At 70.3% G+C, this 15,768-nt stretch carries 11 protein-coding genes; 10 read left to right on the forward strand and 1 reads right to left on the reverse strand.

Annotated features, from left to right (window positions below; translation table 11 throughout):
• Positions 1-6 precede the first annotated feature (6 nt).
• Positions 7-2,292: an MMPL family transporter gene (locus ACT01A_RS09270; RefSeq protein ID WP_445151959.1), complete on the reverse strand. Its 2,286-nt coding sequence runs from the start codon at positions 2,290-2,292 to the stop codon at positions 7-9.
• 249 nt (positions 2,293-2,541) lie between these two features.
• Here ACT01A_RS09270 and ACT01A_RS09275 point away from each other — a divergent pair, with 249 nt between their 5' ends.
• From ACT01A_RS09275 to ACT01A_RS09320, 10 genes are all read left to right on the forward strand, one after another.
• Positions 2,542-4,455, forward strand: coding sequence for a glycoside hydrolase family 15 protein (locus ACT01A_RS09275; RefSeq protein ID WP_445152816.1), 1,914 nt, complete (start codon positions 2,542-2,544; stop codon positions 4,453-4,455).
• A gap of 1,034 nt (positions 4,456-5,489) precedes the next feature.
• On the forward strand, positions 5,490-6,266 hold the full coding sequence (locus ACT01A_RS09280; protein WP_445151960.1) for a DeoR/GlpR family DNA-binding transcription regulator: 777 nt from the start codon (positions 5,490-5,492) through the stop codon (positions 6,264-6,266).
• Positions 6,263-7,792, forward strand: coding sequence for a sugar ABC transporter ATP-binding protein (locus ACT01A_RS09285; RefSeq protein WP_445151961.1), 1,530 nt, complete (start codon positions 6,263-6,265; stop codon positions 7,790-7,792). Before ACT01A_RS09280 ends, ACT01A_RS09285 begins: the two co-directional genes overlap by 4 nt.
• A complete protein-coding gene (locus ACT01A_RS09290; RefSeq protein WP_445151962.1) occupies positions 7,789-8,838 on the forward strand; it encodes an ABC transporter permease in 1,050 nt (349 codons plus the stop codon). Before ACT01A_RS09285 ends, ACT01A_RS09290 begins: the two co-directional genes overlap by 4 nt.
• Positions 8,828-9,877, forward strand: a complete 1,050-nt coding sequence (locus tag ACT01A_RS09295; RefSeq protein ID WP_445151963.1) for an ABC transporter permease — start codon at positions 8,828-8,830, stop codon at positions 9,875-9,877. Before ACT01A_RS09290 ends, ACT01A_RS09295 begins: the two co-directional genes overlap by 11 nt.
• A complete protein-coding gene (rhaS, locus tag ACT01A_RS09300; protein ID WP_445151964.1) occupies positions 9,874-10,965 on the forward strand; it encodes a rhamnose ABC transporter substrate-binding protein in 1,092 nt (363 codons plus the stop codon). The genes ACT01A_RS09295 and rhaS overlap by 4 nt, the downstream gene beginning before the upstream one ends.
• Positions 10,966-11,020: 55 nt before the next feature.
• Entirely contained in the window at positions 11,021-12,535 is a 1,515-nt protein-coding gene (locus ACT01A_RS09305; RefSeq protein WP_445151965.1) for a CocE/NonD family hydrolase, read from the forward strand.
• The gene (locus ACT01A_RS09310) at positions 12,532-13,974 is read left to right on the forward strand and encodes an arabinose isomerase (RefSeq protein ID WP_445151966.1); all 1,443 of its coding nucleotides are present in this window, start codon (positions 12,532-12,534) and stop codon (positions 13,972-13,974) included. The genes ACT01A_RS09305 and ACT01A_RS09310 overlap by 4 nt, the downstream gene beginning before the upstream one ends.
• Positions 13,974-14,294, forward strand: a complete 321-nt coding sequence (locus ACT01A_RS09315; protein ID WP_445151967.1) for an L-rhamnose mutarotase — start codon at positions 13,974-13,976, stop codon at positions 14,292-14,294. Before ACT01A_RS09310 ends, ACT01A_RS09315 begins: the two co-directional genes overlap by 1 nt.
• The gene (locus tag ACT01A_RS09320) at positions 14,287-15,741 is read left to right on the forward strand and encodes a rhamnulokinase (protein WP_445151968.1); all 1,455 of its coding nucleotides are present in this window, start codon (positions 14,287-14,289) and stop codon (positions 15,739-15,741) included. Before ACT01A_RS09315 ends, ACT01A_RS09320 begins: the two co-directional genes overlap by 8 nt.
• The last annotated feature ends 27 nt before the right edge of the window (positions 15,742-15,768 follow it).

The raw sequence follows: 15,768 nt of genomic DNA on the forward strand, positions 1-15,768 counted from the left end.
GCGCTGTCACACCGAGACCAGCTCGCGGTCCTCGCCACGGCGGCGCGCCGCGTCGTCGTCATCACCGGGGACCGGCCGGGCCGCCTCCTCGTGGCCGAGCGACGGCAGCCACTCCAGCCACGTGGGCAGGTACCAGTTCCAGTCGCCCAGGAGCTTCATCGTCGCCGGCAGCAGGACCGCGCGGACGATCGTGGCGTCGACCAGGATCGCCGTCGCCAGGCCCACGCCCATCATCTTGAAGTCCAAGTACGAGAGCGTGGCGAAGATGCCGAACACCGCGACCATCACGATCGCCGCGCTGGTCACCGTCCCGGCCGTGGTCTTGATCCCGTGCGCGACCGCGTCCTCGGTCTTCATGCCGCGATCGAACGCCTCGCGGACCCGGCTGAGGATGAACACGTGGTAGTCCATCGACAACCCGAAGAGGATCACGAACAGGAACATCGGCAGCCAGCTCGTGACCGACCCGGTGGACTCGAAGCCCAGCAGCTTCTCGCCGTGGCCGTCCTGGAAGACCCAGGTCAGCACGCCGTACGCCGCCCCCACCGACAGCAGGTTCAACACGATGGCCTTGATCGGGATGACGATTGAACGGAACGTCATCAGCAACAAGATGAAGGCCAAGGACAACACGAACCCGAACACGATCGGCCAACGGGACTTCATGAGGTCGTTGAAGTCCTTGGACCCGGCCGTCATGCCCGTCACGTAGGCGTCAACGCCCGCGCGCTTCTCAAACGCCGGCACCACGTCGCCGCGCAGCTTGGCCAGCGCCGCGTTGGACGCGTTGTCCGTGCCCGTGCCGACGATCGGCAGCGAGATGTCCATGACGGTCTTGTCGGCGCTGATCGAGACGTCGATCGGCTCCTTGACCTTCCCGGACGCCAGCGCGTCGCTCTTCAGCTTGGCCACCGCCGCCGTGATCTTCGGCGACGTCACGTCGTCGGCCTTGAGCACGACGCTCGCCGGGATCTCGCCGCCGGGGAACGCGGCCTGCATCTTGTCGTAGACCTTCATGATCTCGAGATTGCGCGGGATCGCCTCGGTGCCGGAGTCGGCCGTGTGCATATGCAGCAGCGGCGCGCTCAACACCAACAACAACCCGGATGCCGCGACGACCGCCACGACCGGGTGGCGCAGCACGCGGTCCAGCACGAAGTTCCAGCCGCGCGAACCGGAGTCGATGTCCCGCGCGCGGTTGGCGGCCATGCGCTTGCCCAGGAACGGGATCTTGCCGCGCTCCAGCCACTTGCCCGACCCGGACAACAACGCCGGGATGACCGTGACCGAGCCGATCATCGCGACCAGCACCACCAGCATCGAGCCAATGCCCAGCGCGGTGAACGTCGAGTCGCCGGCGAACATCATGCCCGCCATCGCGACCATGACCGTCACGCCGGAGATCAAGACCGCGCGGCCGGAGGTCGCGGCGGAGATCGCCACCGCGTCCTTCGGGGAATGGCCGCGGGCCTTCTCTTCACGTTCACGCCGGAGGTAGAACAGGGAGTAGTCGACGCCGACCGCCAACCCCACCAACAAGACGACCTCGTTGATGAACTCATCAAGAGCGACCAGGTGGGAGATCGGGCCGAGCAGGCCGATCGTGCCGACGACCGCGGTCACGCCGAGCAGCAGCGGGACGCCCGCGGCGATCAGCGCGCCGAACGTCACGACCAGGATGATCAGCGTCACCGGGACCGAGAGCATCCCGGCCTTGCTGAAGTCGTCGCCGAAGGCCTTCGACAGCGCCTTGTCGGCCGACGCGTCGCCGAACTGGCCGACGAACACCTCGTCGTGCTTGGCGCCCGCCGCCTTGACCGCGGCCTCGACCGCGTCGACGCGCTTCTCGGTGACTGTGTCGTCGCCGTCGATCTTGAAGGAGACCAAGGCACTGCGACCGTCATCCGACAGCTGGCCCTGGTTGCCCTTGGCGTAGGGCGACTGGACCTCGATGACACCGGGCTGCTTGGAGACGCCGGAGACGACGTCATTGACGGCCGCCCGGAACTCGGGTGACCGAGCGCGCAGCTTGGATCCATCCTTCGCTTGAACAAGGACCGTCTCGTCGGCGCGGTCCGGATAGGCCTTGTCGACGATCGCGTCACCGGTCTTGGAGTCGCCGTGCTGGCTGCCGTCACCGCTGGGGCTGACGGTGCCGACGGCGCTGCCGATGAACAGGGCGGCCAGCACGAAGGCCAGCCAGCCGATGATGGCGGTGCGGCGGTGCCGGGTGCTCCAGCGGCCGATGCGCGCGGCCAGCGAGGGGGAGTGCTGCGCGTTTCTGGGGGTCATGGGCAGGAGCATCGCCGCGACGATGCGTCCGCGCCATGCGGGGGGCTGCCGTCTGCACGTGGGGGAATCCCCACCCCTAAGGGTTCGTCTGGGGCTGGACCCTTAGGCAGGTCCCTAGGGGAGCATTCTTGCTGGAGTTCAAGGAACCGCCGCTACTCTGGCGCTTCGGAGCCCATGGACCCCAACCTCGACCTCGCATCCGCGCCCGACCAAACCGCCGCCAACGGCCATCCGCCGCGTGCCGGCGCGATGGACCCCGGCTTCGTCGAGGTCCGCGACACCACCCCGTTCGTTGAGCGCACGCCGGTCAGCTCCGCGTTCCCGCCGATCGCTGACTATGGCTACCTGAGCGACTGCCACACCGGCGCGCTCGTGGCGCCGGACGGCACGATCGAGTGGCTCTGCCCGCCGCGCTTCGACTCGCCCTCTGTCTTCGGCGCGATCCTCGACCGCTCCGCAGGCGGCTTCCGCCTCGGTCCGAGCGCCATGGGCGTTCCGGCTGGCCGTCGCTACGAGCCGGGCACGATGATCCTCGAGACCACGTGGATGACCCCCACCGGATGGGTGGTCGTCCGCGACGCGCTGGTAATCGGGCCGTGGCGCGAGCGCACACAGGGCTCGACGACGGCGCACACGCGCCCGCCGACCGACTACGAGGCCCATCACGTCCTGGTCCGGACGATCACCTGCATCCACGGCCAGGCGCAGATCGAGCTGCTGTGCGAGCCGATGTTCGACTACGGGCGCGTCCCCGCGACTTGGTCGACTGTCCCGAACGACCCCTACGCCTTCGACGCCACCGACGGCGGCCGCACGCTGCGGCTGATGAGCGACCTCAACCTCGGCATCGAGGGCGGGCTCGCCCGCGCACGTCATCGCCTGGAGAAAGGCGAGACGCGGTTCTGCGCGCTGTCCTGGTCACGCCTGCTCGACGGCCCGCGCACGGCGCAAGAGGCCGAGGACGCGCTGCAGTCGACGAGCGAGTATTGGCGCGGCTGGCTGGCCGACGCGGACTTCCCCGACCACCGCTGGCGCAATCACCTGGAGCGCAGCGCGCTCACGTTGAAGGGGTTGACCTACGCGCCGACCGGCGCGCTGGTCGCGGCGCCGACGACGTCGCTGCCCGAGACCCCGGGCGGCGTGCGCAACTGGGACTACCGCTACACGTGGATGCGCGACGCGACGTTCACGCTCTCCGGCCTGCACTCCCTCGGCCTGAACTGGGAGGCCGACGACTTCATCCAGTTCGTCGCCGACCTCGGTCGCAACGAGGACGGCGCGCTGCAGATCATGTACGGGATCGGCGGCGAGCGGGTGCTGGAGGAGGAGACGCTCGACCACCTCACCGGCTATGAGGGCGCGCGGCCGGTCCGGATCGGCAACGACGCCTACCGCCAGCGCCAGAACGACGTCTTCGGCGCGGTGCTCGACAGTCTCTGGCTCCACGCCAAGGAGTACGGGCACAACAGCGCGCGCCTGTGGCCGGTCATCCACGACCAGGTCGAGCAGGCGATCGTCTCCTGGCGGCTGCCCGACCAGGGCATCTGGGAGTCCCGCGGCGACCCCCAGCACTACGTGTCGAGCAAGTTGATGTGCTGGGTCGCGCTGGACCGTGGCGCCCGGCTGGCCTCACGGCGCGGCAAGGACGACCTCGCCGACCGCTGGCGCGAGGTCGCCAACGAGATCCACGCCGAGATCCTGGCGCGCGGCGTCGACGAGCAAGGCCGCTTCACCCAGCACTACGGGTCCGACAACCTCGACGCGTCGCTGTTGTTGATCCCGCTCGTCCGCTTCCTCCCCCACGACGACCCGCGCGTGCGCAACACCGTGCTGGCGATCGCCGACGAGCTGACCGAGTCCGGCCTGGTCCTGCGCTACCGCACCGACGAGACCGATGACGGCCTCACTGGCGAAGAGGGCACGTTCCTGATCTGCTCCTTCTGGCTGGTCAGCGCCCTGCTGGAGATCGGCGAGCGCAAGGCCGGCCGCCAGCTCTGCGAGCGCCTGCTCTCCCTCGCCTCCTCGCTGGATCTCTACGCCGAGGAGCTCGAGGCCTCGACCGGCCGCCACCTCGGCAACTTCCCGCAGGCCTTCACCCACCTGGCGCTCATCAACGCGGTCATGCACGTGATCCGCGACGAGCAGGCCAACCCAGTCGGTTAGCGGCAGCTCGGGTTCCCGGGCGACGCGTTGGCGTTGGCGTTGGCGTTTCAGCGCGGGCGTTGGTGGCGTTCGGTGCGCGGCGTGGGTGGTGGGTGCGTTGCGTTGGAGAGGGGCGGCGAGGGAGTGAAGCCGGGTGGGCGTGGCCGGCGCTTGGTGTCGTCCTCGGGCTGCCTCTTGGGCGCGGGGGGAGCGTTCGGGGCCGAAGGATCGGTCCGGGTCGCGCTGACCGGAACTATTCCGGCTCACGCGACCCGCATCCCGAAACCGGCCCTCATGGAGCACCGAATGGGATCCGGGTCGAATAAGCGTCGTATATCGACTATTAGGCGACCCGGATCGACCCTTCGGCCCCGAACCGCCCTCCCGAGCCCAGCCACACGCCCAAGGACGACCAACAGCGATCGCCACGCCACAACGCTCTCACTCCCTCGCCGGATCCCCTCCAACGCGACGCACCACCACCAACGCGCCGAACTGAACGCCACCAACGCCAGCGCCACCCACCAAGCGCGAGCGCCAACGCGCCAACTAACGCCGGCGAATCGCGCACCCACCACCCCGCAAGAGACCCGGCTCGACCCCGCCCGCGCGACCCTGACAGAAGGTCAACCCATCGCCCTTCACCTAGCCCCTTCGCGCCACCCCGCTCAACCACTCGAACCCACACGCCCCACGCGCGGACACCGAAGTTGTCGTCCTCGGCACAACCCCTTGCGCCGGCGGGCAGAACACGGCGTGTGACGCCGATCACTTTCGTCCACACACCGCTGTCGGCTACCGCCGCGACCGACCCAATGGCCTTGCCCGGACCACCCATCGCCAGGGCGCCACCGCCGGCCCACGCGACACCACCCGCGCCCCAGGCCTCCCCCAGCCCAGGGACACCCGCAACCGCCCACATCGCCATGTGAAGCTCGCAACAAGCCGCACTTGACAAGTCCATGTGTGTTCGTGTCTGATCGTTCTTGTTCGGTTTTGCCCGGGTCGGAGGGTCAATGGGGTCAGGTCAAACAGAAGGGCGCACAATCGCCCATGTGCGTCGGCAGGAGATTGCCGACGTCCTACGTGCCGAGGGATCGGTCACGGTTGCTCGTCTGGAGGAGCGCTTCGGCATCTCCTCGATGACCGCACGCCGTGATCTGGCCGAGCTCGAGCGCCGTGGCCTCGCGCGCCGCACGCACGGCGGCGCCGTCCTGCCCACCGCCGCCGGCCACGAGGACTCGTTCCTCTCCCGCCTCACCCGCGCCGGCGACGCCAAGCTCGCGCTGGCCCGCGCCGCCGCCGAGCTGGTCGCCGAGGAGGACAGCGTCTTCCTGGACTCGTCCTCGACGGCCTACCACGTCGCCCGCGAGCTGCTGGAGCGCAACCTGCGGCTGACGATCATCACCAACTCGCAGCCGATCATGGAGCTCGTCGCGTCGCACCCGACGAGCACCGCCGACCTGATCGCCATCGGCGGCACGCTGCGCCGCCTCACGCGCTCGTTCGTCGGCCCGGTCGCCACCCAGGCCGTCCAGTCGCACTACGCCGACCGCTTCTTCTTCTCCGTCAAGGGCGTCACGCCCGACGGCGTCCTCACCGACGCCGACAGCCTCGAGGCCGAGGTCAAGCGCACCATGTTGCGCCGCGCCTCCGAGCCGATCCTGCTGATCGACCAGTCCAAGCTGGAGTCCCGCGGGCTCTCGGTGATCGCCCCGGTCAACGAGGTCACGCGGATCCTGACCTGCGGCGTCGACGAGGAGGAGCTGGCGCCGCTGGTCGCCCTCGGCGTCGCGCTCGACACCGTCCCCAACTCCGAGGAGGCCGCGTGAGCGACTCCACCACGACGCCCGCGGCGGCCACGCCGCTGCTCGCGCTCGACCAGGCCGAAAAGAGCTACGGCGCCGTGCGCGCCCTGCGCAACGGCACGTTGTCCATCGGCCCCGGCGAGGTCCGCGCGCTGATGGGCGAGAACGGCGCCGGCAAGTCCACGCTGGTCAAGGTCCTCGGCGGGGTCGTGCAGCCCGACGCGGGCACCGTCCTCATCGACGGCGCCCCGGTCGAGTTCCACAACCCGACCGACGCGCGCGACGCGGGCATCGCGATCATCTACCAGGAGCCCACGCTGTTCCCCGACCTCAGCGTCGCGGAGAACATCGCGATGGGCCGCCACCCGCTCGGCTCGCTGCGCCGCATCGACAAGCGCAAGATGCACGAGGAGGCGGCCGAGCTGCTCAAGCGCCTCGGCGTCCGGCTCGACGCCGAGCGCCCCGTGCGCGGCCTCTCGATCGCCGACCAGCAGGTCGTCGAGATCGCCAAGGCCTTGTCCTTCGACGCCAAGGTCCTGATCATGGACGAGCCGACCGCGGCGCTCTCCGGCCCCGAGGTCGCCCGCCTCTTCGGCGTCGTCAACACGCTGAAGGAGCGCGGCGCCGGCATCCTGTTCATCTCGCACCGCCTCGAAGAGGTCTTCGCGATCTGCGACACGGTCACGGTCATGCGCGACGGCGCGGTCGTCTCCGACGAGAAGACCACCGACTTGACCGAGGACGACCTCGTCCGCCGCATGGTCGGCCGCGACCTCGACGCGCTCTTCCCCAAGACCGACGCGACGATCGGCGCGTCGCTGCTGAACGTCCAGCGCCTCACGCGCGAGGGCGTCTTCACCGACGTCTCCTTCGAGGTCAAGGCCGGCGAGATCGTCGCGCTGGCGGGCCTCGTCGGCGCCGGCCGCAGCGAGGTCGCTCGAGCGATCTTCGGCATCGACAAGGCCGACGGCGGCCATGTCGAGGTGGAAGGCAAGAAGCTCCCGAACGGCAAGCCGACCGCCGCGATGGCCGCCGGCATCGCGTTCGTCCCCGAGGACCGCCGCCAGCAGGGCCTGGTCATGGAGCTGTCGATCAAGCGCAACGCGACGATCACCTCGCTCGCGCGCCTGACCAAGTTGGGGCTGATCGCCGGCAAGGCCGAGCGCTTGATGGCCGAGGAGTGGGCGCAGCGGCTCCAACTCAAGTTCCACTCCTTGAACGACAACGTCGGCACGCTGTCGGGCGGCAACCAGCAGAAGGTCGTCCTCGCCAAGTGGCTGTCGACCGAGCCCAAGGTGCTGATCGTCGACGAGCCCACGCGCGGCATCGACGTCGGCACCAAGAGCGAGGTCCACCGCCTGCTGAGCGACCTGGCCGGCCAGGGCATCGCCGTGTTGATGATCTCCTCAGAGCTCCCGGAGGTGCTCGGCATGGCGGACCGCGTCCTGGTGATGCACGAGGGCCGGATCACCGGCGAGATCTCCCGCGCGGAGGCCAACGAGGAGCGCATCATGCGCGCCGCGACGGGCCGCGCCGAGGTGGCGGCGTGAGCGCGCAGACCGCGGCGCCGGACGCTCCGGTCGTCGAGGCCGGCGCCGAGGCCCGCCGCCGCACCGACGTCATCTTCCGCGTCCGCGAGCTCGGCATCGTCGGCGCGCTCGGCCTGCTGATCCTCGTCACCGCGCTGATCGAGCCGCGCTTCGTCGAGGCCGACTCGCTGCGCAACCTCGCGCTCAACGCGTCCATCTTCGCGATCCTCGCAGCGGGCCAGACGCTCGTGCTCATCACGCGCAACGTGGACCTCTCCGTGTCCTCGGTCCTGGCGCTGAGCGCGTTCATGGCCGGAACGCTGCTGAGCGACCACCCGTCGCTGCCGATCCCCATCGTCTTCCTCCTCGGGATGGGGCTCGGCGCGGCGGCTGGTGCGCTGAACGGCTTCTTGGTGACCTTCGGCCGCGTCCCCGCGCTGGTCGTCACGCTGGGCACGTTGTACGCCTTCCGTGGCCTCGCGTTCTTGTGGACCGACGGCCGCCAGGTCAACGCCGAGACGCTGCCGGACTCGTTCCTGAACATCGGGACCGGCACGATCCTCGGCATCCCCACGCTGGCGCTGATCGCGTTGGTGGTGGTGTTGATCGTCGGCCAGTACCTGCGCGACTTCCGCTCCGGTCGTGAGCTGTACGCGATCGGGTCGAGCCCCGAGGCCGCGCGCCTCGCAGGCGTCCGGACCGACCGCCGCGTGCTGAGCGCGTTCGTGATCGCCGGCGCGCTGGCCGGCCTGGGCGGCGTGCTGTTCACCGCGCGCTTCGGCACCGTCGACGCGACCGCAGGCAATGGCTATGAGTTCACGGTCATCGCCGCGGCGGTCGTCGGCGGCGTGACCATCAACGGCGGGTCGGGCTCCGTGTACGGGGCCGCGATCGGCGCTGTCTTGCTCGGGACGATCACCTCGTCCCTCATCGTCCTGAAGGTCGACTCGTTCTGGCAGCAGGCCGCCGTTGGCGCCCTGCTGATCACCGCGATCGCCTTCGACCGCTGGATCGGGCTGCGCCTGGACGCCGCCCTGCGACAGAGGAGCGCCCGCCGTGCCGGCTGAGTCCCGAACCCTCCCCCAGCGCCTGATGCGCTGGGAGACGCTGATCCTCGGCCTGATCGTCGTCGCCTGGATCGTCGGCGCCGGCCTGTCGGGCGACTTCCTGTCCGCCGACTCGTTCACCACCGCGTCGCTGGACCTGTCCGAGGTCGCGCTGATGGCGCTGCCGATGGCACTGCTCGTCGTCGCGGCGGAGATCGACCTGTCGGTCGCATCGATCCTCGCGTTGTCCAGCGCCTGCATGGGCGAGCTGTGGAACAGCGGCCAGACGATCGAGATCATCTTCCTCGAATGCATCCTGATCGGCGCCGCGTGCGGCGCGATCAATGGCTTCCTGGTCACCCGCCTGGGCCTGCCGTCGCTGGCGGTCACGATCGGCACGCTGTCGCTGTTCCGCGGCCTGGCGTTCGTCGTGATCGGCGACCAGTCGGTCACCGACTTCCCCGCGACCTGGACCGACCGCGCGTTCGGCAACTTCGGCTCCACCGCGATCCCCAACACGATGGTGTTGTTCGGGGTCCTCGCCGTGGTCTTCGCGGTGCTCCTGCACGGCACCGGCTTCGGGCGCAAGATCTTCGCGATCGGCGCCAACGAGGAGGCCGCGCGCTTCAGCGGCGTCCGCGTCAAGCGCATCAAGTTCTGGCTCTTCGTCTTGTCCGGCGCGATCGCCGGCCTGGCGGGCGTCGTGATCTCGCTGCGCAACTCGACCGCGGCCGCCAACGTCGGCACCGGCTTCGAGCTGACGGTCGTCACCGCGGTCGTCCTCGGCGGCGTCTCGATCTTCGGCGGCAAGGGCTCGCTGGGCGGCGTGATCCTCGCGCTCGTCCTGCTCGGGTCCATCAACAAGGCCTTGACCCTCAGCGACTCGATCTCCAGCTACTGGATCCAGATCGTCACCGGCACGCTGCTCATCGGCTCCGTGCTGGTCCCCAACCTCGCGGTGCGTGCGCGGGAGGCGCGTGCCCACAGCTTCCACGGACGCCGGCAGTGGCCCTGGCGTACGCGGGTCGACACGTCCAGGCCACAGGAGGAGAACGCATGACCCTGTCACGAGCCACCCGGCTCACCGCCACCACGGCGGCCGCATTGGCGCTGTCGGTGTTCGCCGCGGCCTGCGGCGAGTCCAAGGACGACAACTCGTCGTCGGGCTCGTCGGCCGCAGCGTCCACCAACAGCAGCTCGAGCGCGGCCAACCCGAACGCGGAGATCAAGAAGGGGATCAAGGTCGTCCAGATCCCCAAGCAGCTCGGCAACCCGTACGAGGACATCGAGGACAACGGCACCAAGGAGGCCATCACCTCGGTCGGCGGCACGTTCACCCGCAAGGGCCCGACCGACGCCGGCGCCTCCACGCAGGTCCCGATCATCCAGTCCACGATCCAGCAGAAGCCCGACGCGATCATCATCGCGGGCAACGACCCGGACGCGGTCGCCCCGGCGCTGAAGCAGGCCGCCCAGCGTGGCATCAAGGTCGTCACGCAGGACTCCGACGTCGCCAAGGACGCCCGGACGCTGTTCATCAACCAGGCCTCGGTGCAGACGATTGGCGCCGACGAGGTCGCGATGCTGTCCGAGCAGATCGGCGGCAAGGGTGACATCGCCATCCTCTCCGCGACGGCCAACGCCCCGAACCAGAACTCCTGGATCGAGGTCATGAAGACCGAGCTGAAGAAGCCGGAGTACTCCGGGATGAAGCTCGTCAAGGTCGCCTACGGCGACGACGACGACCAGAAGTCCTTCCAGGAGACGCAGGGCCTGCTGTCGGCCTACCCGAACCTCAAGGGCATCATCTCGCCCACGACGGTCGGCATCTCGGCGGCGGCGCGCTACCTGAGCAAGTCCCCCAAGAAGGGCAAGGTCGCGCTGACCGGCCTCGGCACGCCGAACCAGATGCGCAAGTTCGTCAAGGACGGCACGGTCACCGAGTTCGGCCTGTGGAACCCGGCCGACGTCGGCTACCTCGGCGGCTACGCGACCGCGGCGCTGGTCTCGGGCCAGATCACCGGCAAGGAAGGCGAGAAGTTCAAGGCCGGCAAGCTCGGTGAGCGCACGATCGGCAAGGACGGGGAGATCATCCTCGGCCCGCTGACGCGCTTCAACAAGGACAACATCGACGACTTCGACTTCTAGTCGAACGCCGCGACCGGGGTGGGCGCCGAAGAGGCGCCCACCCCACCGCGACCCGATGTCCGCCGTCCTCACCACATCCCTCTCCGTCGACCGCGACGTCCCGATCGCCATGCGCGACGGCGTCACGCTCGCCGCCGACGTCTGGCGCTGCGCCGACGCGCACGAGCCGCGCCCCGTGCTGCTCCAGCGCACGGCCTACGACAAGGGCGAGCTCGTCGTCGCCGCGCACCACGCGGGCCTCGACCCGCTGCGCGCGATCGCCGCCGGCTACGTCGTGGTCATCGCCGACGTCCGGGGCCGCTTCGCCTCGGAGGGCGACTTCGAGCCTTTTGACCAAGAGACCGCCGATGGCGCGGACGCGATCGCGTGGGTACGCGATCAGCCGTTCTGCGACGGGCGCGTCTTCACCTACGGCACCTCCTACAACGGCGCGCTTCAGCTGCTGGCGCCCGACGCCGACGCCGCGGCCGTCATCGAGGTCGCCTCGCCGTTTCATGACGGGCTGACGCGCGTCGGCGGGGCAATGTCATTGAGTTTCCTTGCGGCGTGGAGCGCGAACGACCTCGCGCCGGCCGAGCTGGCACGGCGCGAGCTCGCGTTGCACGACGTCCCCCGCAACGCCGTCGCCACGCTGCGCGATGACCTGGCGGCGCGCCGCCGCCGCCCCCTTGCCGCCGCGCGTGCGCTGGCGGCCCACGACCTCGGAGCGCTCGGCGAGCTGGTCCCTTCTCTCTCCCGCTGGCTCGCCGAGCCGCCCCGAGGCGCGTTCCCGCGCGCCGACCGCCCCGTGCTGCACGTCGGCGGCTGGCACGACCTCTTCCTCGACGCGACGCTCGCGTGCTTCGCCGACGGCGGCCCGCGCGACCGGCTGGTCGTCGGGCCGTGGGCGCACGGCGTCACCGGCTCGCGGGTCGGCGAGCGCGACTTCGGCCCCGACGCGCCGCAGGCGCTGGCCGACACCATCTTGTCGTTCTTCGCCGACCCCGACGCGACCCCGCGCGTGCGCGTGTTCGTGATGGGCGCGAACGCGTGGCGCGAGGAGTCCGAGTGGCCGCCCGCCCGCGCCCGTGAGCAGCGGTTGGCGATCGCCCCTGGCGAGTACGCGCACGACCCTTCCGACCCGGTCCCCACGCGCGGCGGCGCGATCGTCTGCGACCCCGCGCTCGGCGTCCCCGGACCGTGCGACCGCGCCGCGCTCTCCGCCCGCCGCGACGTCCTGACCACGACGAGCGCGCCGCTCGCCGCGCCGCTCACGCTCATGGGCCCGGTGCGCGCGGAGCTCAACGCTTCAACCTCCGCGCCCGAGACCGACTGGTGCGTCGCCCTGGCCGAGGTCCTCCCCGACGGCCGCGCGCTCGGCATCGTCGACGGCGTCTGCCGGACCTACGACGACCGCCCCACCGTGCAGCTCGGCCACACGGCGATCACGATCCCGGCCGGCCACCGGCTGCAGGTGCAGATCTCCTCCTCCAACTTCCCGCGTGTCGACGTCCATCCCGAGCCCGCGCGCCAGCGGGTCGCGGAAGGCTCCACGCTGGTCCTGCCCGTCGTCGAAGGAGCGCTCTCTTGACCCGTCTGACCACCCGTGCCCGCATCGGCGTCTTCGGCATCGGCCTGGACACCTACTGGCCGCAGTTCGACGGCCTCCTGGAGCGCATCCAGGGCTACCAGGCGCGGGTCGAGGAGCGGCTGTCGACCGAGTTCGGCGCCGACGTCGTCTCCGCCGGCCTGGTCGACGACGCCCATAAGGCGCGCGCAGCCGGCGACCTCTTCGCCCGCGAGCAGGTCGACCTGGTGTTCTGCCATGCGGTCACCTACGCGACGTCGTCGACGGTGATCCCGGTCTTCCAGGCCGCGGGCGTCCCGGTCGTGCTGCTCGGCCTTCAGCCCACCGCGACGATCGACTACCCCAACACGGGCACCGGTGAGTGGCTGGCCAACTGCGCGGCCTGTTGCGTGCCGGAGATCGCCGGCGCGTGCACGCGCGCAGGCATCCCCTATGACACGGTCGCGGGCCTGATCGACGGCGACGACCGCGCGTGGGGCAAGATCGGCGCGTGGGTGCGCGCGGCCGCCGCGGCGCGCGACCTCAAGCGGTCGCGGATCGGCTTCCTCGGCCACGTCTACCCGGGCATGTTGGACATGTACGCCGACTTCACCGCCGTGCACGCCCACACCGGCGCCCATGTTGAAGTCCTGGAGATCGACGACCTCGGCGCGCGCGTCGCGGCCGCCGACGACGGCGCGGTCGCCGCCAAGCTCACCGAGATCCGCGACATGTTCGACTTCGCCGATCCGTCCTCCGACCCCATCGCAGGGCCGATCGAGGACACCGACCTGGACTGGTCGGCGCGCGTGGCCGTCGGCCTGGACCAGTTGGTGGAGGACTTCCAGCTCGACTCCTTGACCTACTACTACCGCGGTGTCGACGGCAACGAGGCCGAGCGCCTCGGCGCGGGCGTGATCGTCGGCAACTCGCTGCTGACCGCGCGCGGGATCATCACCTCGGGCGAGGCGGACATCAAGACCAACATCGCCCAGGTCCTGCTGGACCGCCTCGGCGCGGGCGGCTCGTTCACCGAGTGGTACGCCATGGATCTCGCCGAGGACTTCACCTTGATGGGCCACGACGGGCCCGCGCACATCGCGATCGCCGAGGGCCGCCCCACGCTGCGCAACCTGAAGCTCTACCACGGCAAGTCGGGCTCGGGCCTGAGCGTCGAGACCAAGGTCAAGTACGGCCCGGTCACGATCCTCGGCTGCACCCAGACCGCCGAGGGCAAGTTGAAGCTGATCGCCGCCGAAGGCGAGTCGGTGCCCGGCGACACGATGCGGATCGGCAACACCAACAGCCGCCTCGTCTTCCCGTTGGGCCCCGCCGAGCTGCTGGAGCGCTGGTGCGCCGAGGGCCCAACGCACCACGTCGCGCTCGGCGTCGGCCACGTGCTGGCCGAGGTGCGGGCGACAGCCAAGTTGATGGGCTTGGAGTTCGCGGAGGTGAACGCCTGATGGAGCGCGTCTGCTTCCTGCTCCAGGTCCGCGCCGACCGCCTCGACGAGTATAAGGCCCGCCATCGCGCCGTGTGGGACGACATGCAGGCCGCGCTGGCCGCGACCGGCTGGGGCAACTACTCGCTCTTCCTCCGCGACGACGGCCTGCTGGTCGGCTACCTGGAGACCGAGGACTTCGCCGCCGCGCAGGCCGGGATGGAGGCCACCGAGGTCAACGCGCGCTGGCAGGCGTCGATGGCGGAGTTCTTCGAGCTGCCCTCCGACGAGCGGCCGGACACCGGCTTCACGCGACTGGAAGAGGTGTTCCACCTTGCCTAGCCGCTTTGCCGCGATCGACTTCGGCGCATCGAGCGGCCGCGTCCTGACGGGCGCGCTGCAAGATGGTGTCCTCGACCTCCGCGAGGAGGCCCGCTTCGCCAACCGCCCGCAGCGGCTGCCCAGCGGCCTGCACTGGAACCTGATGGACCTGTTCGCCCAGGCGCTCGACGCGCTGCGCGCCGCCGGGCCGCTGAGCGGCGTCGCGGTCGACACCTGGGGCGTCGACTACGGGCTGCTCGACGACCACAACAGGTTGCTCGGCCTCCCCTACCACTACCGCGACGGCCGCTCCGACGCGATGGTCGAGCGCGCGTTCGAGCGCGTCCCCTCCGCCGTGCACTACGCGGCGACCGGCATCCAGACGATGCCGATCAACACGGTCTTCCAGCTCCTGGCCGACGAGGGCTCCGCCGCCTTCAACGCCGCGTCGCGCTTGGCGATGATCCCCGACCTGCTCGCGCTGTGGCTGTCGGGCGAGCTGGCCAACGAGCGCACCAACGCCTCGACCACCGGCCTGCTCGACGCGCGCACCGGCGAATGGGCCTATGACTTGATCGACGGCCTCGGCCTGCCCAAGCGGTTGTTCTGTGACTTGGTCGAGCCGGGCACGCGCCTGGGCACCGCGCTGCCGGGCCACGGCCTCGGCGCGCTCCCGGTCTACACCGCGCCCTCGCACGACACCGCCTCCGCGTTCGCCGCCGCGCCGATCACGGGCGAGGGCTGCGCGATCCTCAGCTCCGGCACCTGGTCGCTGCTCGGCCTGGAGCTGCCGGAGCCGGTGCTGACCAACACCGCCCACGGCTTCAACCTCACCAACGAGCGCGGCGTCGACGGCACCACGCGCCTGCTCAAGAACGTCATGGGCCTGTGGCTGGAGCAGGAGTGCGCGCGCACATGGGGCACGAGCGACCACGCCGCGCTGTTCGCGGCCGCCGCCGACGCGCCCGCGCAGACCGCGCCGCTCTTCGACCCCGACGACCCCGCCTTCCTGCCGCCCGGCGACATGCCAGGTCGCATCACCGCCGCGTGCACGGCCACCGGCCAGACGCCGCCTGAAGGCCAGGGCGCGACGATCCGGGCGATCGTCGAGTCGCTGGCCTGCAAGTACCGGCTCGTGCTCGACCTGCTCGCGCAGGCGTCCGGCCGCGAGATCACCAAGATCCACGTCATCGGCGGCGGCGCCCGCGTCGCGCTGCTGTGCCGCCGCACCGCCGAGATCACCGGCTGCGAGGTCTGCGCCGGGCCGGTCGAGGCGACCGCCATGGGCAACCTGCTCGTCCAGGCGCGTGCCGCCGGCGAGTTGTCGTCCTTGGAGGAGATCCGCGCGGTCGCGCTGGCCAGCAGCGACTGCGTCACCTACGAGCCGTCGGCCGACCGCGCCGCCGCCGACGCGACCTACGAACGCTTCCTGGACGTCACCGGCCTCGTCGCGCCGGCCGCCGCCTGAACCCCCAACGAATCCGAAGGACCTGTT

Source organism: Baekduia sp. Peel2402 (assembly GCF_052567285.1).